At 47.2% G+C, this 23,266-nt stretch carries 19 protein-coding genes and 1 rRNA gene; 17 read left to right on the forward strand and 3 right to left on the reverse strand.

Features of this window, described 5'->3' with window-relative positions; all coding sequences use genetic code 11:
• The first annotated feature begins 180 nt into the window (after positions 1 to 180).
• The 7 genes from ABMY42_RS23090 to ABMY42_RS23120 all read left to right on the forward strand — a co-directional run bounded on the left by ABMY42_RS23090 (position 181) and on the right by ABMY42_RS23120 (position 6,681).
• On the forward strand, positions 181 to 816 hold the full coding sequence (locus ABMY42_RS23090; protein ID WP_005448275.1) for a response regulator transcription factor: 636 nt from the start codon (positions 181 to 183) through the stop codon (positions 814 to 816).
• Positions 817 to 1,107: 291 nt separating this feature from the next.
• Complete coding sequence (locus tag ABMY42_RS23095; RefSeq protein WP_005448274.1) at positions 1,108 to 1,734, forward strand: MarC family protein; 627 nt, start codon at positions 1,108 to 1,110, stop codon at positions 1,732 to 1,734.
• 200 nt (positions 1,735 to 1,934) lie between these two features.
• On the forward strand, positions 1,935 to 2,198 hold the full coding sequence (locus ABMY42_RS23100; protein ID WP_005448273.1) for a DUF4212 domain-containing protein: 264 nt from the start codon (positions 1,935 to 1,937) through the stop codon (positions 2,196 to 2,198).
• Positions 2,199 to 2,210: 12 nt separating this feature from the next.
• Positions 2,211 to 3,938, forward strand: coding sequence for a sodium:solute symporter family protein (locus ABMY42_RS23105; protein ID WP_005448271.1), 1,728 nt, complete (start codon positions 2,211 to 2,213; stop codon positions 3,936 to 3,938).
• Positions 3,939 to 4,198: 260 nt separating this feature from the next.
• The gene (locus tag ABMY42_RS23110; protein WP_009707868.1) at positions 4,199 to 4,684 is read left to right on the forward strand and encodes a hypothetical protein; all 486 of its coding nucleotides are present in this window, start codon (positions 4,199 to 4,201) and stop codon (positions 4,682 to 4,684) included.
• Between the two features lie 214 nt (positions 4,685 to 4,898).
• Positions 4,899 to 5,279 (forward strand): hypothetical protein, encoded by a 381-nt coding sequence (locus tag ABMY42_RS23115; RefSeq protein WP_349266835.1) that lies wholly within the window; start codon positions 4,899 to 4,901, stop codon positions 5,277 to 5,279.
• A 16-nt stretch (positions 5,280 to 5,295) separates the two neighbouring features.
• On the forward strand, positions 5,296 to 6,681 hold the full coding sequence (locus ABMY42_RS23120; protein ID WP_047517328.1) for a class II fumarate hydratase: 1,386 nt from the start codon (positions 5,296 to 5,298) through the stop codon (positions 6,679 to 6,681).
• Between the two features lie 56 nt (positions 6,682 to 6,737).
• Here ABMY42_RS23120 and ABMY42_RS23125 read toward each other — a convergent pair whose 3' ends face one another.
• Together ABMY42_RS23125 and ABMY42_RS23130 are read right to left on the reverse strand one after the other, a co-directional pair.
• Complete coding sequence (locus ABMY42_RS23125; protein WP_009698905.1) at positions 6,738 to 10,169, reverse strand: PAS domain-containing hybrid sensor histidine kinase/response regulator; 3,432 nt, start codon at positions 10,167 to 10,169, stop codon at positions 6,738 to 6,740.
• A gap of 143 nt (positions 10,170 to 10,312) precedes the next feature.
• Positions 10,313 to 11,503: a 3-phenylpropionate MFS transporter gene (locus tag ABMY42_RS23130; RefSeq protein ID WP_349266836.1), complete on the reverse strand. Its 1,191-nt coding sequence runs from the start codon at positions 11,501 to 11,503 to the stop codon at positions 10,313 to 10,315.
• Positions 11,504 to 11,743: 240 nt separating this feature from the next.
• Here ABMY42_RS23130 and ABMY42_RS23135 point away from each other — a divergent pair, with 240 nt between their 5' ends.
• The 10 genes from ABMY42_RS23135 to ABMY42_RS23180 all read left to right on the forward strand — a co-directional run bounded on the left by ABMY42_RS23135 (position 11,744) and on the right by ABMY42_RS23180 (position 22,715).
• Positions 11,744 to 13,570 (forward strand): DUF294 nucleotidyltransferase-like domain-containing protein, encoded by a 1,827-nt coding sequence (locus ABMY42_RS23135; RefSeq protein ID WP_349266837.1) that lies wholly within the window; start codon positions 11,744 to 11,746, stop codon positions 13,568 to 13,570.
• Between the two features lie 35 nt (positions 13,571 to 13,605).
• On the forward strand, positions 13,606 to 14,238 hold the full coding sequence (locus ABMY42_RS23140) for a 3'-5' exonuclease (protein ID WP_005440406.1): 633 nt from the start codon (positions 13,606 to 13,608) through the stop codon (positions 14,236 to 14,238).
• Positions 14,239 to 14,456: 218 nt separating this feature from the next.
• A complete protein-coding gene (gene acs, locus ABMY42_RS23145; protein WP_349266838.1) occupies positions 14,457 to 16,409 on the forward strand; it encodes an acetate--CoA ligase in 1,953 nt (650 codons plus the stop codon).
• A 307-nt stretch (positions 16,410 to 16,716) separates the two neighbouring features.
• A complete protein-coding gene (gene aroQ / locus ABMY42_RS23150; RefSeq protein ID WP_005448261.1) occupies positions 16,717 to 17,166 on the forward strand; it encodes a type II 3-dehydroquinate dehydratase in 450 nt (149 codons plus the stop codon).
• 60 nt (positions 17,167 to 17,226) lie between these two features.
• The gene (accB, locus tag ABMY42_RS23155) at positions 17,227 to 17,694 is read left to right on the forward strand and encodes an acetyl-CoA carboxylase biotin carboxyl carrier protein (RefSeq protein ID WP_009698908.1); all 468 of its coding nucleotides are present in this window, start codon (positions 17,227 to 17,229) and stop codon (positions 17,692 to 17,694) included.
• 14 nt (positions 17,695 to 17,708) lie between these two features.
• Positions 17,709 to 19,052: an acetyl-CoA carboxylase biotin carboxylase subunit gene (gene accC / locus ABMY42_RS23160; RefSeq protein ID WP_005440401.1), complete on the forward strand. Its 1,344-nt coding sequence runs from the start codon at positions 17,709 to 17,711 to the stop codon at positions 19,050 to 19,052.
• A 130-nt stretch (positions 19,053 to 19,182) separates the two neighbouring features.
• Positions 19,183 to 20,070, forward strand: a complete 888-nt coding sequence (gene prmA / locus ABMY42_RS23165; protein ID WP_009698909.1) for a 50S ribosomal protein L11 methyltransferase — start codon at positions 19,183 to 19,185, stop codon at positions 20,068 to 20,070.
• 139 nt (positions 20,071 to 20,209) lie between these two features.
• Complete coding sequence (dusB, locus tag ABMY42_RS23170) at positions 20,210 to 21,178, forward strand: tRNA dihydrouridine synthase DusB (protein WP_005448258.1); 969 nt, start codon at positions 20,210 to 20,212, stop codon at positions 21,176 to 21,178.
• 23 nt (positions 21,179 to 21,201) lie between these two features.
• Positions 21,202 to 21,498 carry a DNA-binding transcriptional regulator Fis gene (gene fis / locus ABMY42_RS23175; protein WP_000462885.1) on the forward strand — a complete coding sequence of 99 codons (297 nt, stop codon included), beginning with the start codon at positions 21,202 to 21,204 and terminating at the stop codon, positions 21,496 to 21,498.
• Between the two features lie 227 nt (positions 21,499 to 21,725).
• Positions 21,726 to 22,715, forward strand: a complete 990-nt coding sequence (locus ABMY42_RS23180; RefSeq protein WP_009698911.1) for a sensor domain-containing diguanylate cyclase — start codon at positions 21,726 to 21,728, stop codon at positions 22,713 to 22,715.
• Between the two features lie 339 nt (positions 22,716 to 23,054).
• Here the strand turns inward: ABMY42_RS23180 and rrf are convergent.
• Positions 23,055 to 23,171, reverse strand: a 5S ribosomal RNA gene (gene rrf, locus ABMY42_RS23185).
• Positions 23,172 to 23,266 lie beyond the last annotated feature (95 nt).

The following is a 23,266-nucleotide window of genomic DNA, read 5'->3' on the forward strand; positions in this document are numbered from 1 at the left end:
ACGCCAGTGATTTTTCACTGGCGTTTTTTGTTGTCTCAATAAAACTAAGAAAGTTGCGTTTATATGCAATTTTTCTAATAAAAGTCGATTTAGTTCAGACTTTTAGCGGATAAATATTGTCCACATTCTTAAAGGTGGACAATAATTCCATTAACGAAATAGTCAAAAGTGTTTAACGTCATGGATTCGACCTACACCATTATCATCGCTGATGATCACCCGCTGTTCCGCAATGCCTTGTTCCAATCGGTACACATGGCTGTGAGTGGCGCCAACCTTCTCGAAGCGGATACGCTGGACGCTCTACTCGCGTTGCTGGAAAAAGAAGAAGAGCCAGATTTGGTGTTGTTAGATCTCAAGATGCCGGGCGCCAATGGCATGTCGGGCTTGATTCACCTTCGTGCTGAATACCCAGATATCCCAGTGGTGGTGGTATCTGCCAGCGAAGAAGCAAGCGTGGTCACTCAAGTGAAGAGCCACGGTGCATTCGGATTTATTCCAAAATCGAGCGACATGCGTGAGCTAGTCAATGCCCTCAACCAAGTGCTCAATGGCGACCCATACTTCCCAGAAGGCTTGATCACCAATAACGCAGCCTGTAATGACTTGGCAGAGAAAATTGCCGCACTTACCCCTCAGCAATACAAAGTGTTGGGCATGCTTTCCGATGGCTTACTCAACAAACAAATCGCTTACGAGCTCAATGTCTCAGAGGCCACCATCAAAGCCCACATGACCGCAATTTTCCGCAAACTGGGCGTGAAAAACCGAACTCAAGCCGTCATCCTACTGCAGCAAATGGAACCCGAGCAGTAATGTGTTAGTAAATATATCTAATTCACATTTATATGACGCAAAAAGAACAACAGACGTTAAAATGATAATGCCAATCACAGTGAGTCAGAGCTTATAAATAGCGTAGGAAAAAGGCTTCAGAACAAGGCGACAATTTTCGATAAGTAGTTCTCCTACAATCGAAATTTTTAACGCCGTTATCGAGCGTTTTCACAAGCTAGAATAAGCAATTACTAGCTACGATTGGCATAGATTGCACCATGCAGCCTTTTTCATCCCTCTGTTAAACCGCTAACTCTGGGAGGTCATACTTTGCTAAGTATTCTCGTCACTCAATTCGTCGTACTCTGGGCCGTCATCGACCCGATTGGTTCAGTACCCGTTTATCTATCACAAACTCAACACCTCACGGCAAAACAGCGTCGTCTCGTAGCGTTGAAAGCCATTGCCATTTCAATGGGTGTGTTGCTGTTCTTCCTTATTGCCGGTCAGTTGTTGCTGGAAGCAATGCAAATCCCATTGCCCGCGTTCCAAGCCGCTGGTGGCTTAGTGTTATTGCTGTTTGCATTGTCGATGATTTTTGGTGAGAGCAAGCCAGAACAAGAACAAAAACTGGGCGAAGAAGTCAGCCACTCCGATCTCGCTGACTTAGCCGTTTACCCTCTTGCGATCCCTTCGATTGCATCGCCGGGTGCAATGATGGCTATCGTGATGCTCACCGATAACAACCGCTACTCTTTCGTCGACCAAGCCATGACCGCAGGCGTCATGATTGCGGTACTTCTGGTTACCCTATTCTTGTTACTGGGTGCAAACACGATTCAAAAAGTGATTGGTAACGTAGGCGCAGCCATCATCAGCCGCGTAATGGGGCTTATCCTTGCCGCTGTTGCACTGAATAATTTGCTGCTTGGTATAAAAGATTTCTATGTTAATTGATAAAACTCTTAGACCTTTGGCTAATTTAACATCAAATTAACATCACACTTTTGTTCCCACTTCTTCTCAAACGCCCTAAAAATGGGCGTTTTTGCTTTTTAGCATCCCGACTAAAGTTGAAAAGAGTTCTTGCCAGTGCCTTGCTAATGTACATGTTGAAACATTTTTTTAACAACAATACCAATCGTAAGGAGACGGCAATGGCATTTGAAAGCGAAGAAAGAGCCAAAGCCTACTGGGACAAGAACGTGAAGCTCATGATTACCCTGATGGTCATCTGGTTCGTAGTGTCTTTCGGCTGCGGCATTTTATTTGTCGACGTACTTAATCAATTTCAATTAGGTGGATACAAACTCGGGTTCTGGTTTGCTCAACAAGGTTCCATCTATGCCTTCCTAGGTATTATTTTCTACTACGCGTGGAAAATGCGCCAAATCGACCGTGAATTCGGCGTAGATGAGTAAGGAGTAACTCAGATGGATTTGAAAACTATTACCTATCTGGTGGTTGGCGCGACGTTCGTCCTCTACATTGGTATTGCGATTTGGGCTCGTGCGGGCTCAACCAAAGAATTCTATGTAGCAGGCGGCGGTGTAAACCCTATCGCTAACGGCATGGCAACCGCAGCAGACTGGATGTCAGCAGCATCGTTCATCTCAATGGCAGGCTTAATTGCCTTCATGGGGTACGGAGGTTCGGTATTCCTGATGGGCTGGACAGGCGGTTACGTACTACTGGCACTTCTGCTTGCACCATACCTACGTAAATTCGGTAAGTTTACTGTGCCAGAATTCGTAGGTGAGCGTTTCTACTCTAACGCAGCGCGTATCGTAGCAGTTGTGTGTCTTATCATCGCATCAGTGACTTACGTTATCGGTCAGATGAAAGGCGTGGGCGTGGCGTTCGGTCGTTTCCTAGAAGTGGATTACTCAACAGGTCTACTGATCGGTATGTGTATCGTATTCATGTACGCCGTTATGGGTGGCATGAAAGGCATTACCTACACGCAGATTGCTCAATATTGCGTACTCATTCTTGCTTACACTATTCCTGCAATCTTTATCTCTCTGCAACTAACAGGTAACCCACTACCACAGATCGGCTTAGGTAGTACCATCCAAGGCACTGATGTCTATCTACTCGATAGGCTCGACCAAGTAGTCACCGAGCTCGGCTTCAGTGAATACACCACCCAAGTTCGTGGCGACACGCTAAACATGTTCGTGTACACCATGTCATTGATGATCGGTACTGCGGGTCTGCCACACGTAATCATCCGTTTCTTTACCGTTCCTAAGGTTCGTGATGCACGTACATCAGCAGGTTGGGCGCTAGTTTTCATCGCTATCCTTTACACAACAGCACCTGCAGTATCTGCTATGGCGCGTCTAAACCTAATGGATACCGTTAACCCAGCTCCGGGTCAGCACCTTGCTTATGATGAGCGTCCTGACTGGTTCAAGAACTGGGAGAAAACAGGTCTACTAGGCTTTGATGATAAGAACGGCGACGGTCTGATCGAGTACACATCAAACCCAGCAACCAATGAGCTGAAAGTTGACCGTGACATCATGGTACTAGCAAACCCAGAGATTGCTAAGCTACCTAACTGGGTTATCGCACTTGTCGCAGCAGGTGGTCTGGCGGCAGCACTATCGACGGCTGCAGGTCTACTACTGGCGATTTCGTCCGCGATATCCCATGACTTAATCAAAGGCGTGATAAATCCGAACATATCCGAGAAGAAAGAGCTGCTCGCGAGCCGAATCTCCATGGCAGTTGCCATTGCAGTCGCCGGTTACTTAGGCTTGAATCCGCCTGGGTTTGCAGCCGGTACGGTAGCGCTCGCCTTCGGTCTGGCGGCATCCTCCATCTTCCCTGCGTTGATGATGGGTATCTTCAGTAAGAGCATCAACAAAGAAGGCGCAATCGCAGGTATGATTGCAGGTATCAGTATCACGCTATTCTACGTATTCCAGCACAAAGGCATCCTATTTGTTGCTGACTGGACTTACCTACAAAGCTGGGGTCAGAACTGGTTCCTAGGCATCGAACCAAACGCATTTGGTGCAATTGGTGCTGTGTTCAACTTCATCGTGGCATTCGCTGTATCGAAAGTAACGGCAGAAACACCACAAGAAGTAAAAGACCTAGTCGAGCACGTACGTGTACCAGCAGGCGCTGGCGGTGCGGTAGACCACTAAAATATAACGCAAACCACAAAAGCCCCGCTTGGGGCTTTTTTATTCACTTAACTTATTCTAATAATTAGAGATTCCCTGAACCGTAGCAAGGAAGCATACCAATGCCATTGATTGTATGTTCAGGGGTTACGCGGAAAAAATCGCTTAGAACAAGGCAAAGATTGCTGCAAGCTAGTTGCTCTAACTTCAAAATCTTTAACGAAGTTATTAGCGATTTTAGCCAGTAAAAATGAACAGATAATTGATGGGATTAGTATTTTATGTTCAAAAACAAGCACTTTATTATCGCTCTGTTGATCGCCCCAATTCTGTCTTTGATCGCTTATTTCGGTACAGACATGGCTCTGAGTGAAAAGCCTCATGCCGCTAAAGAAGGGGAAAGCTACAAACTGGCCAGCAAGTCGAATTGCCGTTACACCAGTGGCTTGTGTGATATGGAGAACGGCGACTTTAAAGTGAAGTTTCGCTCAGAAAAGCTGACTCAAGATAGCCTAGAGTTGTCTTTACATGCGGCTTATCCACTGGAAGGGGTGAAGGTTTCGGTCGTGGATAGCCAAGAGCAAAACGCACAGCCAATTGACATGACGCCAGCGGATCAAGCCGGACAAAACTGGACCATCACTTTGCCTAAGCCTGCATCAGCCGAGAGTTGGCTACGTGTTGCGATTCAATCTGAAGGCACGCTCTACTACGGTGAAACGCAAACAGCGTTTGTGAAATACGAAACCCTGTTTACGGACAAATAACTTACTTGCTCCATAAGGCTTGAAGACGCATTTGAGTCGACCTTATCTCGCGAAAGAATACCGAGCTTAATTTAGGGATTGGGCTCTCCCACTTCAGCCGATACTGAGTCCGAGTATCGGCTTTTTTTGTTGTGTTATTTCCTCAAAAAAGCTGTGGTTGCTAATCGGCAATTAATTGATAATAATTATCATTACCTTAAGTGTCGAGGTAACTATGGACAGCAGCCAAGCCATCTACAACGCCTTTTTTAAAGCGCAAGACCGATTCCTTCATGTGTATGCGCCAAGCGGCTTCGAACCCGATGTGATCCATGATTACATCCATTGGGGTATGGTGCTGTCGTCCATCTACGATCACGATGCAGAGCACGAAAACCTGTTGCTGTGCGAGCTGTATTTGCGCCAAGTCTACTTCCATCTACTTGATGCCATTCAGGGCCCTACTCGCAGCCGCATCTTCCGCCGAGTCTGCCTCGATTCTATTCACACTCCGCTACTTTGTCTCAAACGTTACTACTACCAATTTGAGGATGGCGATGTGAAATTTCTCTCATTACAACAACAATTACGTCTGATACAGACGCCACTCGATTAAACAAAAGGAACCTACCATGACCACGGAATTCCGTATCGAAGCGGACAGCATGGGCGAAGTCAAAGTCCCTGCGAACGCTTTGTATCAAGCCCAAACTCAACGCGCTGTCGATAACTTTGCTTTCAGCAAACACACCATGCCGACAGGGTTTATTCAAGCACTCGCTCACATCAAACAAACCGCAGCGCTTACCAATGCTCAACTTGGCTTGCTAGAAGGTGATATTGCCAATGCCATCGCCGATGCCGCGCAAGCCATCATTGATGGTAAACACCTCGACCAATTCCCTATCGATGTATTCCAAACCGGCTCGGGCACCAGCTCCAACATGAATGCCAATGAAGTAATTGCAACATTGGCGTCTGAGCACTTAGGCGGAACGGTCAATCCAAATGATCACGTCAATATGGGTCAAAGCAGTAACGACGTAGTGCCTACTGCGATTCAAGTTAGCTCTGCAATTGCGATTGAAAAACAGCTACTGCCTGCACTGTCCCACCTAAGTGAAACACTAGAAACTAAGCAGCAAGCTCTGAAAGATGTAGTGAAAACAGGTCGCACGCACCTCATGGATGCAATGCCAATTACCTTCGCCCAAGAGCTTGGTGGCTGGCAGTTCCAAATCGAACACGCCAAACAAGCCATCGAACAAACACTGCCAGCAGTGAAAGCGTTAGCCCAAGGCGGAACAGCGGTGGGGACAGGGATCAACGCCGATCCACGCTTCGCCGATCTTTTTGCAGATAACCTAACGCAATCAACGCGCATCGAGTTTGCTTCAAGCAAAAACTTCTTCTTCAATCTCAGCAGTCAGGATGCGATCGTCGCCCTATCGGGACAGCTCAAAACAGCAGCAGTTGCGATCATGAAGATCGCAAACGATCTTCGCTGGATGAACTCAGGCCCACTAGCCGGCTTAGGTGAAATCGAACTGCAAGGCTTACAACCGGGCTCTTCTATTATGCCGGGTAAAGTGAACCCCGTGATTCCAGAAGCAGCGGCCATGGCGTCAGCACAAGTGATTGGTAACGACGCAACCATTACCGTTGCAGGTCAATCGGGTAACTTCCAACTTAACGTGATGCTGCCAGTGATTGCTCATAATGTACTAGAAAGCATTGAACTGCTGTCGAACAGCGCCGTTGCTTTGGCAGACAAAGCCATCGCGACGTTTGAAGTGCGCCAAGACAACCTTGATGTTGCACTGGCGAAGAACCCGATTCTGGTCACCGCACTTAACCCTGTGATTGGCTACCTAAAAGCAGCGGAAGTGGCGAAGAAAGCCTACAAACAAGGTCGCGCTATCATTGATGTCGCGGAAGAAGAAACGGACTTAGATCGTGCCACATTAGAAAGATTGCTCGATCCAGCCAAACTGACTCAAGGCGGCGTTGCAGAATAAGCCACCGACCGATCACCCCCTTAAAGCAAAAGACCTCCAATCGGGGGTCTTTTTTTCTAGGCGACTCGATTAAGTACCGAACGCAATTTCAAAGGTTTCACCGGTTTGGCGATAAAACTGAACCCATTGGCTTTAATGCCTTCCATCATGTCATCGGTTCGATCGGCACTGATGATCACCCCTTCAAAGCGATTACCCAGACGCAAGCGGCATTGTTGCAACACTTCTAATCCTGTTCGACCATTGTCTAAACGATAATCGGAGAAAATCACATCCGGCAACCAATCGTCTTCGATCGCTTTCAGACTCTCAACGATGTCGGTCGCAATGCGAATATCACAGCCCCAACGTGAGAGTAGATTTTCCATTCCGACCAGAATATCTGGCTCATTATCGACACACAGCACACGAATATGGCTCAAGTCAGATTGTGCACTCTTCACTGCTTTGACTGCCGGAATGTGCACCTTCTCTGCCTTATCTAAGGTAATCGAGAACACGCTGCCTTGACCAAACCAAGAACGCATCGAGATTTCATGCCCTAGCACTTGAGCAATCCCTTTCGAAATAGCCAAACCTAGCCCTAAACCTTGGTCAGAACGCACTTGGGTACCACGATTAAACTCTTCGAAGATCTCTTGTTGCTTCTCTTCTTCGATACCCATTCCGTTATCCCACACATCAATACGCACTCGCCCTTGTACACGACGAACACCGAGTGCCACTTTGCCATTTGGGCTATAACGGAACGCATTGGTGAGGAAGTTCTGTACCACGCGGCGTAGCAATTTCGGATCGGATTTCACCATCAAAGACGATGGGATCATGGTGAACTCAATACCTTGTTGTTTCGCCAACGCGCTGAATTCAGCATTCAAGTTTGCCAACACATCATTAACCGCAAAGCCATGCACATTGACGTCCAGCTTGCCCGATTCCAAACGTGAAATATCCAGCAAGTCACCAATCAAATCTTCCGCTGCGCCTAATGCACTCTCAATGTGGGTCGACAGCTTTTGGGTTTCACTGTCTTTGGCAACTTCCGACAACGAAGAAGCAAACAGGCGCGCGGCATTCAGCGGCTGCATCAAGTCATGGCTTACCGCGGCTAAGAAGCGCGACTTGGACTGTGACTCATGCTCAGAACGTTGCGTCGCAGCCACCAGCTGTTTGTTCAGTTGTTCCAACTCACGAGTACGAGCACGAACGCGTTCCTCTAGTGTCTCATTAGCATCTTTCAGAGCTTGCTCCGCATCGCGGAACACGGTGATATCGGTAAAGCTCATCACGAAACCACCACCGGGCATTGGGTTCCCTTGCACTTCAATTACGCGACCATCAGGGCGCACACGGGAAGAGGTATGTCGCGTGCCTTGCTCAAGGTGATAAACACGGCGACGAACGTGGTCTTCAGGGTCACCCGGACCACATAAACCTTGCTCAGCATTATGACGAATCACATCCGCAATCGGACGCCCGACCTGAATCAACCCCGGCGGGAAAACAAATAACTCCAGATAACGTTGGTTCCACGCCACCAGCCTTAGTTGCTTGTCGACTACTGCGATGCCTTGTCCAATATGTTCAATCGCACCTTGCAATAAGCCACGGCTGAAATCGTACAGCTCTGAGGCTTCATCAACGATGGTCGCTACTTCCTCAAGCTGCATGTTTCTGCCTTGCAAAGCAGAAGTAAGTACTAACTTAGCTGAAGAGGCACCAAACACACCGGCAAGGACGCGTTCGGTGTGTCGAATCAAGGTAGAAGGAGCTTGTTGATTGGGAAGCAGTTCTTCGCGTTGCTGACTCCAATAGGTTTGGAAGGCGGATTTCACTCGCGTGCGCCCCACAAATCGTGACGCTAACATCTCCAGTTCACTGACCGTTACTCGGCTTTGATACAAGCTGATGTTTTCACTTTCAGGCAACGGCGTACCAACGAATGATGCCGATTGTAAGCGTTCACTTATGCTTGGGCGCGTAGCTAGTGATACCGCAACAAAACACGCGGTATTTGCCACCACGCTGAGGATCATGCCCCAGTCAGAAACAGCAATACCAAAACCTGCCAATAAATCAGGCGGAGTGATCAACCAAATCAGCAAGTTGTTGCTTGCGTCACCCGCCAGCATGTCGGTTTGGCTCATTAAAGTAATCAGCCAAATGGTGAACCCCACCAGCAAACCAACATACACGCCTTTCTTGTTGCCCTGACGCCAGTACATACCACCAAGCAGAGACGGAGCGAACTGGGTAATCGCAGCAAACGAGAGAAAACCTATCGCAGAGAGTGAGTGGATACTATCTAAAGCCTGATAAAAGCCCCATGCACCAATCAAAAGAAGCAGAATAAGTCCGCGCCGTATACGTAGTAACAGCGTAGAGAAATGATGATGATTGCGTTTTGATAACTTCATCCGGCGCAGAATCAGCGGCATCACCAAATCGTTAGATACCATGATCGCTAAGGCAATAGTCGAGACGATAACCATGCCACTTGCCGCGGAAGTACCGCCCAAAAATGCCAGTAAGGCGATGTCATTCGCGCCCACTGCCATCGGCACGCTGATCACGTACGTATCGGCAGGGCTGCCACTCAACAGGCTTTGCCCTACCCACGCGATTGGCAGAACGAAAATGCCCATCAGAATCAGGTACAACGGGAATAACCAACGCGCGACGTGCAAGTCTTGCGCGCGTTCATTCTCGACCACCATGGTATGGAACTGACGTGGCAAACAGACAATCGCCAACATGGTCAGAATAGTATGAATCAGCAAGGTCGGAATGTTAGGGGACTCATAGGTTTCAGCAGCGATATCAGCGAGGTGGAAGCTCTCGGTATCCATCGCGAGCCAAACAATAAACACGCCCACCACTAAAAACGCCACCAACTTGAGCACTGATTCAAACGCAATCGCCATCATCATGCCGCGGTGATGTTCGGTGTTATCGATATGACGCGTACCAAACAGCATGGTGAAGATCGCCATCGCCCCGACCACAAACCAAGACACGCTGTAGTTTTGATAACTGAGATCAGATGCTAAATCTGGCGCGATGATCTCCAACCCCATGGTGATGCCGCGCAATTGCAAAGCGATATACGGAAGAATGCCTGCCACGGCGATTAAAGTGACAACCACCGCCAAGCCTTGTGATTTGCCATAGCGGGCAGCAATGAAATCGGCAATGGAGGTGATGTGCTCGCGCTTGGCAATCAAGATAAGCCGAGCGAGGACGCGCCAGCCGATGGTAAACACGATGATCGGCGCGATATAGATGGGCAGAAAGGACCAAGGATTGTTGCTCGCCTGTCCGACCGTGCCGTAGAAGGTCCACGACGTACAGTACACCGCAATCGACAAACTGTAGATCCATGGTCGCCAACGCGCTAACCATCTCTTTTGTTTGTCACCGTACCAAGCGATTAAAAACAGGATTCCCAAATACGCCAAAGAAACGGGAATCACTAGCCATCCTTGCATCCGATATCCTTTCTTACTTTTCTTGCCTTTCTTGCTGTTTTTAAAGCAAGGAATAAAAAAACCTCTCCATAAAGGAGAGGTTTCATTTAACACTGCTTTCACAACAGAGACAAAGGTTAGTTTTTAATCTCTGTCACAGAAGCTTAATTCTGTGCTTCAGGCGCATTGGCTGAGAGATCAACCACATGACTTTCATCATTTTGAGGATCAACTTTGATAAACAGTGCAATAAAGCCCATCGCCGCCATCAACCAGAAGATATTCGCACCCCAGTGCTCGTAGCCCCAACCACTGATCACTGTCATCAACGCGATAAACGCACCCAGTGGGATTGCGTTGTATAGTGCCTGTAATGCCACCATCTTGTTCTCGGCTGAGTTCTGGATGTATTGAATGGCAGCAATGTGCGCCATTGCAAACGTCACGCCGTGAAGCATTTGCACTACCACCAACGCCAAAATAGAGGTCGTAGACGCCGTCATGCCCCAACGTAGCATCACACCACCAGCCGCAACCACAAACAGAGTGCGTAAAGACCAGCCAGCGAACAGACGCTTACTCAGAGCAAACACAGCAACTTCAGCAGCCACGCCCAAGCTCCATAAGTAGCCAATCACATCTTCTGAGTGACCAGCCGCTTTCCAGTGAATTGCGCTAAAACCGTAGTACGCCGCATGGCTGCCTTGGATTAACGCCATTAATACAAGGAACTTCACAACCGGTTTATCCGTCAGTAACGCTGAGAGTTTTGGGCGCTCAGAATGCTGACCATCGCGTGTCACTGGCATTGGGTTGGTGTTACGCATTGCAAACAAGAGCGAGATAAACACACCGACCATTGCCGTGTACAAAATCATGTCAGAGCCAAACTCTGCCACCAAGTAACCCACCACAGTCGAGCCTGCAATAAAGGCAACCGAGCCCCACAAACGGGTACGACCGTAATCAAGCATTTTCAAACGAGCGTAGTAGTTCGCCATCGCATCAGACAGAGGCACTACAGGACCACAACACAAGTTGAACAAGACAGTGGCAAGCGCCATTAACCAGAAGTTGCCGCCAGTGAAGAAGTGGAAACCAACAAATATAAGGGCAGCAAAACTTAACCAGCGCAATGCAGGCATGAGATGTTCGACTTTATGCAGACGTGGGGTAAGTACCATGTTCGCCACACAGCGCGTCGCTAAACCTAGACCCACTAACATACCAATATCTGTCGGAGAAACACCCTGCTCTTTAAACCACAACGACCAAAATGGCAGATACACGCCATACGCAAAAAAGAATCCGAGAAAGTACTGGGAAATCCAGCCATACGGAGAGGGTTTCAACATCACTGACATCCTAAAAAACGAAAAAACTAACGACTTCCGACACGTAAACGTTTGGGACGCGGAATTATGGATCGCAATGCGTAATAGAAAAAGGGAAGAATCGGCAACTTACCGTTTCCTCAATGGCACAGGGTCTCGAAATGCAAAATTAGATTGTGACGATTTAGACCAAAGTCGTCTGGCTTCGGCAGGGAAATTTGTCAGACTTAGAATGTGTTCCCACCAAATTTAGGTGCTCTCATGCCTGACAAATTTAATATGCAATCTCCACCGTTCGACCGCCTGACTGACGCACAGCAAAATCGACTGCGCTCGTCTCTTGATGTGGCGTACTACCGAACGCGAGATGTCATCTTAGCTTGTGGGCAAGACAACCCTCACCTGCACGTGCTGATTAAAGGCGCTGTAGAAGAGCGCTCAAAAGATCAAGACGAAGTGTTTGCTCACTACGCCAACGACGACATGTTTGATGTGCGCTCTTTGTTTGAAGAAAGCGTGCGCCATCAATATGTGGCACTGGAAGATACCCTCTCGTATTTGCTACCGAAAGAAGTGTTTCTTGAGCTGTATAACGAGAACGGGCAGTTTGCTGCCTACTTCGATAACAACTTATCCAAACGCCAAGCCCTCATTGAAGCGGCTCAACAGCAGCAAAACCTCGCGGAATTCATTCTGACTAAAGTCGATAGCAGTATCTATCATCCACCAATGCTATTGGCGTCCGATATGCCAATTAATCAGGTCACTAAAACACTTAAAGACAATGGCATTGATGCCGCTTTGGTTCAGCTCAACCAAGATGACCCACGCCTAGAGCAATATCCATCGGCGCATCCCTACGCGATAGTGACGCGAACCAATATGCTCCACGCCGTGATGCTTGACGACCACCCACTCGATACGCCAGTGAGTAAGATTGCGACCTTCCCTGTTTATCACGTGGATGATGGTGACTTCTTGTTTAACGCCATGATCACCATGACGCGCAATCGCATGAAGCGTCTAATGGTGTGCGAAGGCAATCAAGCGGTCGGTATGTTGGATATGACGCAAATCCTCAGTGCGTTTTCCACTCACTCACACGTACTAACACTCAGCATTGCGCGAGCAACCAGCGTGGAAGAGTTAGCCCTTGCTTCCAATCGACAGCGTCAGTTGGTAGACAGCTTGCTAACCAATGGCATCCGTACTCGCTTCATCATGGAGCTGATATCTGCTGTAAATGAACAAATCATCGAAAAAGCGTTTGAGCTTGTGGTGCCACCAGCACTGCACGATCACTGCTGTCTGATTGTGCTTGGCTCGGAAGGTCGTGGAGAGCAAATCCTCAAAACCGATCAAGATAACGCACTGATCATCCAAGATGGGCTGGAATGGGAACATTGCACCGAAGTCATGCAAAACCTCACCCACACCTTACAGCAACTGGGCTATCCGCTCTGCCCAGGCAAAGTCATGGTTAACAATCCGAAGTGGGTTCGAACGCAGCAAGACTGGATTAAAACGCTCGATGGTTGGATTGCCAAAGCGCAGCCAGAACAAATCATGGATTTAGCCATCTTCAGTGACGCTCATGCGGTCGCAGGCAATCGAGAGTTGCTCACGCCTATCGCCGAGCACCTTAGAGACAGCATGAAAGATCGTATGTTGATTCTGTCCGATTTCACTCGCCCTGCTCTGCAATTTTCCGTGCCTCTTACTCTGTTTGGTAACGTAAAAAGTGCCAAGGACGGGCTGGATATTAAACGCGGTGGCATCTTCCCTATCGTACATGGCATTCGCACTTTGGCATTGGAATACGCGATTGAAGAGAAGAACACCTTCGAGCGTATCGAAGCACTGAGAAACAAGCGTATCTTAGAACCAGAAACAGCCGATAACCTCAATGAGGCGCTGAAGCTGTTCTTCAAGATCCGTTTGAACCAGCAATTGAGTAAGCAAGAAGCATTGAACAATATCGACATCAAACAGTTAGACAGGACAGAACGAGATCTGCTGCGCCACAGCTTACACGTGGTGAAGAAGTTTAAGCAGTTCTTAGGCTTCCATTATCAAATCCGTGATTAGAGTCTTTTAGGCAAATAAGACGAGAGGTAACAGGGATGAATTGGCTACAAAGGAAATACTGGCATTACAAGCTGAAAGGCTCACCTTATCAGCCACTGTTTTGTTCGCCGCAAAAAGGCGAATTTGTCTCTCTCGATTGCGAAACCACCAGCTTGGACCCAAATCGAGCCGAGCTGGTCACCATCGCTGCGACCAAAATCATCGACAACCGCATCATCACCAGCAAACCGTTCGAAGTTCGACTGCGCGCTCCGCAATCACTCGATTCAGGCTCGGTAAAAATTCACCATATCCGCCATCAAGATTTGGTGGATGGCATCAGCGAAAAAGAAGCGCTCATCAAGCTACTCGACTTTATCGGCAATCGTCCTTTGGTTGGCTACCACATTCGCTATGACAAAAAGATCCTCGACCTCGCTTGTCTGAGGCATTTAGGCTTTCCACTACCTAACCCGCTCATCGAAGTGAGCCAGATTTATCACGACAAGCTAGAACGTCATTTACCTAACGCCTACTTCGACTTAAGTCTTGATGCAATTTGTAAGCACCTTGAGCTACCGATTCAAGACAAACACGACGCTCTGCAGGACGCAAAATCCGCGGCTTTGGTGTATGTGCGTCTAACCAAAGGCGATTTACCAAACCTGAGCGTGCCTTATACCCAATAGGTTCAATACTCAGCTTTCGATCCACGTCCCACATTCGCTTTAAATTCAGCAATATCGCGGCGCATTCCTCACTCTCATCCTAAAGTCTAATTGTGGAAATACGCGCTGTGACTGACAGTTATATGCACAGCAACGTTCTTGATGAATCACAGACTAAAGAACGGAAACAGCCCTACAAAAGACGAAGGTCGAGAATTAAAGGCACAAGGAGAGAAGCCATGAGCGAAGCCCACGTTTATCCGGTAAAAGAAAATATTAAAAACCATACGCATGCGGATAATGACACTTACCTAGCCATGTATCAGCAGTCGGTAAGCGACCCAGAAGGCTTCTGGAGCGAACACGGTAAAGTTGTCGATTGGATTAAGCCATTCACTCAAGTTAAAAACACCTCTTTCGATACTGGTCACGTCGACATTCGTTGGTTCGAAGACGGCACGCTGAACGTATCTGCAAACTGTATTGACCGCCACCTTGCCGAGCGTGGCGATGAAGTCGCGATCATCTGGGAAGGCGATGATCCTGCTGACGACAAAACCCTCACATTCAATGAACTGCACAAAGAAGTGTGTAAGTTCTCTAACGCACTAAAAGAGCAAGGTGTGCACAAAGGCGACGTGGTTTGTCTTTACATGCCAATGGTGCCAGAAGCGGCTATCGCAATGCTGGCATGTACGCGTATTGGTGCGGTTCATACCGTGGTATTTGGTGGCTTCTCGCCAGAAGCACTGTCCGGTCGTATCATCGACTCAGATGCGAAAATCGTTATCACCGCTGACGAAGGCGTTCGTGGTGGTCGCGCAGTACCACTGAAGAAAAACGTTGATGAAGCACTGACAAACCCAGAAGTAAAAACCATCGACAAAGTTGTCGTTCTAAAACGTACGGGTGGTGACATTGATTGGCACGAGCACCGTGACGTTTGGTGGCACGAAGCAACGGCTGTCGTTTCTGATGTGTGCCCACCAGAAGAGATGAAAGCGGAAGACCCTCTATTCATTCTTTACACTTCAGGCTCAACAGGTAAGCCAAAAGGCGTGCTGCACACTACAGGTGGTTACCTAGTGTACGCAACCATGACCTTCAAATACGTGTTCGATTACCAAGAAGGTGAAACGTTCTGGTGTACTGCGGATGTGGGTTGGATTACAGGTCACACTTACTTAATTTACGGTCCACTGGCGAACGGTGCGAAGACCATTCTTTTCGAAGGTGTACCAAACTACCCAAGCACGGCTCGCATGAGTGAAGTGGTTGATAAGCATCAAGTAAACATTCTCTACACTGCACCAACAGCGATTCGTGCACTAATGGCAAAAGGCAACGAAACGGTAGCAGGAACATCTCGTTCAAGCCTGCGTGTAATGGGCTCAGTAGGTGAACCTATCAACCCAGAAGCATGGGAGTGGTACTACAAGACCATTGGTAACGAGAATTCACCGATCGTTGATACTTGGTGGCAAACAGAAACAGGCGGTATCTTGATTGCGCCACTGCCAGGCGCAACCGATCTAAAACCAGGCTCTGCAACTCGCCCATTCTTCGGTGTACAACCAGCACTAGTGGATAACATGGGTAACATCATTGAAGAGACCGCAGCAGAAGGTAACTTAGTGATCCTTGATTCATGGCCAGGTCAGATGCGTACTGTTTACGGCGACCATGAGCGCTTTGAGCAAACCTACTTCTCTACCTTCAAAGGCATGTACTTCACCAGTGATGGCGCACGTCGTGACGAAGACGGCTATTACTGGATCACAGGTCGTGTAGATGACGTACTGAACGTTTCAGGTCACCGTATGGGTACCGCAGAGATTGAGTCAGCACTGGTTGCACACGATAAAATTGCGGAAGCAGCGATTGTCGGTATCCCTCATGACATCAAAGGTCAGGCAATTTACGCATACGTCACGCTTAATGATGGTGAGTTCCCATCAGCTGAGCTGCACAAAGAGGTGAAAGACTGGGTACGTAAAGAGATTGGTCCAATCGCGACACCAGACGTGCTGCACTGGACAGACTCTCTACCAAAAACTCGCTCCGGTAAAATCATGCGCCGCATCCTACGTAAGATTGCAACGGGTGATACCAGCAACCTAGGTGATACTTCGACACTGGCAGATCCAAGTGTTGTAGACAAGCTAATTGCAGAGAAAGCAGAACTGGCATAACACCCAGCCCCTGTTTTAAACGCTAGCCCTAAAAGCCACCATTGCATATGGTGGCTTTTTTGTGCGTGGACGCAAAATAAACCACAGAAAGCACATGGCAATTATGTTGTTTTTGTTAACTTGGTTACAGAAACGGCGGGGGTTATTGGGAGATTAGACCAGTAAATTGCTGCTAATTGCTGTGAATTAGCTATAATCTTGGTCGATTTTTTAAAATTTGCTCGGTTTTAACAAAAAAATCGTGCTGAATTATCGTATATTTGGGAATATAAACGTTCCACTCACGATAAAGGAAGATAGCAACATAATGTCTGCAAAGTCACGGATTCTAGTTCTAAACGGACCAAATCTTAATCTATTAGGTCTGCGTGAACCGACACATTACGGTAACAACACCCTAGCACAGATTGTTGACGCATTGACTGAACAAGCTCACAACTCTGGGGTGGAACTTGAACACCTGCAATCGAATCGTGAGTACGAACTGATTGAAGCTATCCACGCTGCATATGACAAAGTGGACTTCATTATCATCAACCCAGCGGCTTTCACTCATACCAGTGTCGCGCTGCGTGATGCATTACTTGGCGTAGCCATCCCATTTATCGAAGTGCACCTATCGAACGTTCACGCTCGTGAGCCGTTCCGTCATCACTCTTATCTGTCTGATAAAGCAGAAGGAGTGATTTGTGGCTTAGGTGCACAAGGTTATGAATTCGCTCTGTCTGCAGCAATCGCGAAATTGCAGGCAAAGTAAACCAAACACTCTGCAGCCCTTTGGGGTTGTCTTAATCACAAGATAAAAGAGAAAGAAAAGATGGATATTCGTAAAATCAAGAAGCTAATCGAGTTAGTTGAAGAATCTGGCATTGCTGAGCTAGAAATCTCTGAAGGTGAAGAGTCAGTACGCATCAGTCGTAGTGGCCCTGCAGCTGCTCCAGCACCAGTTCATTACGCAGCAGCTCCAGTAGCAGCACCTGCACCAGTGGCAGCAGCTCCAGTAGCAGACGCACCAGCAATGGCAGCAGAAGCGCCAGCAGCAGTTCCTGCAGGTCACCAAGTTCTTTCTCCAATGGTTGGTACTTTCTACCGCTCACCAAGTCCAGACGCGAAATCATTCGTTGAAGTTGGTCAGAGCGTAAATGCTGGCGACACACTATGTATCGTTGAAGCAATGAAAATGATGAACCAAATCGAAGCGGACAAATCAGGTGTTGTAACTGCAATCCTAGTTGAAGACGGCCAACCAGTTGAATTCGACCAACCACTAGTTGTAATCGAATAAGCGGGGCTTGCCTTATGCTAGATAAAGTAGTCATCGCGAACCGAGGTGAAATTGCACTTCGTATCCTTCGCGCTTGTAAAGAATTAGGCATTAAGACTGTGGCAGTTCACTCAACAGCTGACCGCGATCTTAAGCACGTACTACTCGCAGACGAAACAGTATGTATCGGTCCTGCTCGTGGTATCGACAGCTACCTAAACATCCCTCGTATCATTTCTGCAGCAGAAGTGACGGGTGCAATTGCGATTCACCCGGGTTACGGCTTCCTATCTGAGAACGCAGACTTTGCTGAACAAGTAGAGCGCAGCGGTTTCATCTTCGTTGGTCCTAAAGCAGACACCATCCGCATGATGGGTGACAAAGTGTCAGCAATCAACGCAATGAAAAAAGCAGGTGTTCCTTGTGTACCAGGCTCTGACGGTCCACTAGATAACGACGAAGACAAAAACAAAGCTCACGCGAAGCGTATCGGCTACCCAGTAATCATCAAAGCCTCTGGTGGCGGCGGTGGTCGTGGTATGCGTGTTGTACGTTCTGAAGCAGAACTTGTTCAAGCTATCGCTATGACGCGTGCAGAAGCAAAAGCGGCGTTCAACAACGACATGGTTTACATGGAGAAATTCCTAGAAAACCCTCGTCACGTTGAAGTACAAGTGATTGCTGATGGTCAAGGCGGTGCTATCCACCTAGGTGAACGTGACTGTTCTATGCAGCGTCGTCACCAGAAGGTTGTTGAAGAAGCTCCAGCACCAGGTATCACAGAAGAGATGCGTAAATACATCGGTGAACGTTGTACACGTGCATGTCTAGAAATCGGTTACCGCGGCGCAGGTACGTTCGAATTCCTATACGAGAATGGTGAGTTCTACTTCATCGAAATGAACACTCGTATTCAGGTTGAGCACCCAGTAACAGAAATGGTTACCGGTGTTGACCTAATTAAAGAACAGCTACGCGTAGCAGCAGGTCAACCACTGTCATTCACTCAGGATGACATCAAGATCCGCGGCCATGCGATTGAGTGTCGTATCAACGCAGAAGACCCTGAGCGCTTCCTACCTTCACCAGGTAAGATTGAACGCTTCCACGCACCAGGCGGTATGGGTGTTCGTTGGGAATCTCACATTTACACAGGCTACACAGTACCACCTCATTACGATTCAATGATTGGTAAACTGATCACTTACGGTGAGAACCGTGATGTAGCGATTGCACGTATGAAGAACGCACTAGGCGAGATGATCATTGAAGGCATCAAGACTAACGTTACTCTACAAGAATCAATCATGAATGATGAGAACTTCCAGCACGGTGGTGCAAACATTCACTACCTAGAGAAGAAGCTAGGCCTACAATAAGCCTTCGCTAACCTCATAATAAATGCCCACATCTGTGGGCATTTTTGTTTTGTATAAAGTCTATACTCAAACAAATCGTAGAGTTCTGGTAAACTCTGCGCCACTTCATTCACTTTACGAGCAAAAACAAATGCCTTGGATTCAAATCAAACTCAACGCGACCAATGAAAACGCTGAGCAAATCGGCGACATGCTAATGGAAGAGACTGGTGCGCTGTCTGTAACATTCCTAGACGCGCAGGATACGCCTGTATTCGAACCTCTACCTGGCGAAACTCGCTTATGGGGCGATACTGACATTCTGGCACTGTACGATGCAGAAGCTGATACAAACTTCATCATCACTCAAATCAAAGCAAGCGGCATGCTTACTGACGATTTTGCTTACAAAGTAGAACAGCTAGAAGACAAAGACTGGGAACGCGAGTGGATGGAAAACTTCCACCCAATGAAGTTCGGCGAACGCCTATGGATTTGCCCAAGCTGGCGTGAAATTCCAGAGCCAGACGCAGTAAACGTAATGCTAGATCCGGGTCTTGCATTCGGTACAGGTACTCACCCAACTACGGCATTGTGTCTTGAGTGGCTAGAAGGTCTCGATCTATCAGGTAAGACGGTTATCGACTTCGGGTGTGGCTCAGGCATCCTAGCGATCGCAGCGATCAAACTAGGTGCAGAAAAAGTTATCGGGATCGACATTGATCCTCAAGCACTACAAGCATCTCGCGACAACGCTGAACGTAATGGCGTTGCCGATCAACTTGAAGTGTTCCTACCTCAAAACCAACCTGAAGGTCTAATTGCAGACGTTGTGGTTGCGAACATTCTTGCTGGTCCTCTACGTGAACTAGCACCAATAATTAAAGGTTTGGTGAAACCAAATGGTGACCTTGCGATGTCGGGTGTTTTAGACACTCAAGCAGAGGATGTAGCAAACCATTACCGTGACGAGCTTCACATTGACCCAATTGTGGAGCAAAGTGAATGGTGTCGTATCTCTGGTCGTAAGCAAGGCTAGACAAGGTTTTCAGGGCTAATTGTTTGAATTTCATACAAATTACAAAAACAATTTGTAAATGCTCAAATATTAGTCTTTTCACGCAGTAAAAAAATGCGTAAAATGCGCGCCCTTGCTGGTACAGAACTGTGATGACGTTTTGAAAATCGGAAACTATCAACTTAAGAACAATCTAATCGTAGCCCCTATGGCTGGTGTAACGGATAGACCGTTTCGCGAGTTGTGTCTTCGCTATGGTGCGGGAATGGCCGTCAGTGAAATGATGTCTGCTAACCCGAAACTATGGGGAACGTCAAAGTCGAAACAGCGCATGGTACATGAAGGCGAATCGGGCATTCGCTCTGTACAGATTGCCGGTTCCGATCCACAGCTTATGGCCGATGCGGCTCAATTCAGTGTTGAAAACGGTGCGCAAATCATCGACATCAACATGGGCTGCCCAGCAAAGAAAGTGAATAAGAAGCTGGCGGGTTCTGCACTGCTTCAATACCCAGACATCATCAAAGAGATTTTGACTGCGGTAGTGGACGCGGTAGACGTTCCTGTAACGTTAAAGACCCGTACTGGCTGGAACACAGAAAATAAAAACTGTGTTCACATCGCTAAATTAGCCGAAGACTGCGGCATACAGGCTCTTGCACTGCATGGCAGAACAAAAGCGTGTATGTACAAAGGTGAGGCCGAATATGACAGCATTAAAGCGGTTAAACACGCTATATCCATTCCGGTTATCGCAAACGGTGATATCGATAGCCCGGAGAAAGCGAAGTTTGTACTGGAGTACACCGGTGCAGACGCTTTAATGATTGGACGCCCTGCCCAAGGTCGTCCTTGGATTTTCCAGGAAATCCATCACTATTTGGAAAACGGCACCACAATGGATGAGCTTCCAAGTGAGGAAGTGAAAGCCATTATGCTTGGTCATGTTAACGCTCTGCATGATTTCTATGGAGAGTTTTTAGGTCCACGTATCGCGCGCAAGCACGTTGGGTGGTATCTAAAGGAACATGAACAAGCAAGTGAGTTTCGCCGTACCTTCAACGCTATCGACGCAGCTGAGCTGCAACTTGAGGCGTTAGAAGGTTATTTTGATAACGTTGCATCATAATTAAGAGAAGAGCTAGACCGAATATGTTCGAACAAAATCTGACTTCAGAAGCATTAACAGTAACTACAGTAACGTCACAAGACCAGATTACTCAAAAGCCTTTACGTGACTCTGTTAAAGCGTCTCTTAAAAACTACCTAGCTCAACTAAACGGCCAGGAAGTAACAGAACTATACGAATTAGTTCTAGCTGAAGTTGAACAGCCACTATTAGATACCATCATGCAGTACACTCGCGGTAACCAAACTCGCGCAGCAACTATGATGGGTATCAACCGCGGTACTCTTCGCAAAAAACTTAAAAAGTACGGCATGAACTAATAGGTTCATACAGTATTTTTGTAAAAAAGGCTTGGTCAGCAATGATTAAGCCTTTTTTATTTTTTGTTCCTCGCTATCCTGTATTCCATCCTCCCTTACCTTCTCTTACCAAGCCTTTGTACAAACATTAGTCAAGCCTGATACATTGAACTGTGATCAGTATTGATTGTGAACTCAATATAAACAGATATAATCAAAGACTTACATTGGATAAAGGAACTAACCTCATGATTTACAAAGAAAGGGAAGATTGGCTTCACGCCATTCTGAATACTCTCCCTGATCATGTCTTTATCCTCAATGAAAACGGTCGCTATATTGAAAGCTTTGGTGGCACTTACCACTCAAAGAAATTCAATGCCGAAAGTTACACTAACCTCTCGTTAAACGATGTTTTGTCATCAAGTAAAGCTTCTGAATTAATAAGTTATATTGATGATGTAATTCGCTCTAATGAGCCAAAAGTCGTCAAATACAGCATCGCACTACAAGACCACCTACTAATGCCAATAGAAGAGCTAGAAGCGTTAGACAACCCAGAGGAAACCTGGTTTGAAGCGATCATCAAACCTGTTGAAAGCTTACAAGACGACGAAAGTTGGGTAATTTGGTCTGTTCGTGACGTAACGAAAACACACCTACTTGAAAAGCGCCTGAAAGAGCTCTCAGAGACTGATGAGCTAACTGGTGTAATGAATCGACGAGCATTCTTAACCAGCCTAGATAAAGCTCTGAACTCGCATTCTCGCCTATCTCAAACACTCTCCTGCGTCATGATCGATATTGACCACTTTAAAGAGATAAATGACCAAGTCGGTCACTTCTCCGGAGATCAGGTGATCAACCATGTAGCAAAGATATGCCAACGAGCAATCCGTGGCACTGACTTTATTGGTCGCTTAGGAGGAGAAGAGTTTGCAGTGATTTTAGTCAACACCAGCGCGATTCAAGCCTATGATGTAGCAGAAAGGATCAGAGGTGCGATTCAAAACGCCCCATGCCAAGTTGATGGTATCGAAATCAGCACAACCGTAAGTATTGGTGTCGCAGAATATGACGGACAAGTATCTAATGCTAAAGAGCTCATGATTAACGCTGATAAAGCCATGTATTACTCAAAGCACTCTGGACGCAACCAAGTAACACTTCATCACGACTGTATTCCTGATGTCAAAATACAGCACTCCTTAAACCTAAATATCCAAAAGGTTTCTTAGCCCTTCGCTCTTCATCCCCCTACTTTACATCAACTTATCCACGCACTCTCCAAAACACTCACACGCAGTTCTTTTGCCTAATCGAGTCATAGGACTAAACACAAGCTCGATGTGTTTTAATAGCGAGTTTGAGGCTGTTCTAAAGACAATGGGAAGTAGTGGCATTGTGAGAGGTTAGGTAATGCGTTAGCACTATCTCATGATCAAGTTAGTCACAGGAAAGATATACAGGGATTGGAAAGTGGTGCGACTTTATAAGAAGGGCTCTGGTGATCAGATTTACTTTGCTCCAAATGTAAAAAAAGCCCACTCTCTCGAGTGGGCTTCTTCAAATTTAAAGCCTGGCGATGTCCTACTCTCACATGGGGAAGCCCCACACTACCATCGGCGCTAATTCGTTTCACTTCTGAGTTCGGAATGGAAATCAGGTGGGTCCAAATCGCTATGGTCGCCAAGCAAATTCTTTAATCTGGAAAACTGATTTTAAGTTCTACTTACACACATTCAATGTTCTTACATTGAGTCCATCAAAACCCCTTGGGTGTTGTATG

It is taken from the genome of Vibrio sp. SSH13-20 (assembly GCF_040104475.1).
Lineage (GTDB): Bacteria > Pseudomonadota > Gammaproteobacteria > Enterobacterales > Vibrionaceae > Vibrio > Vibrio harveyi.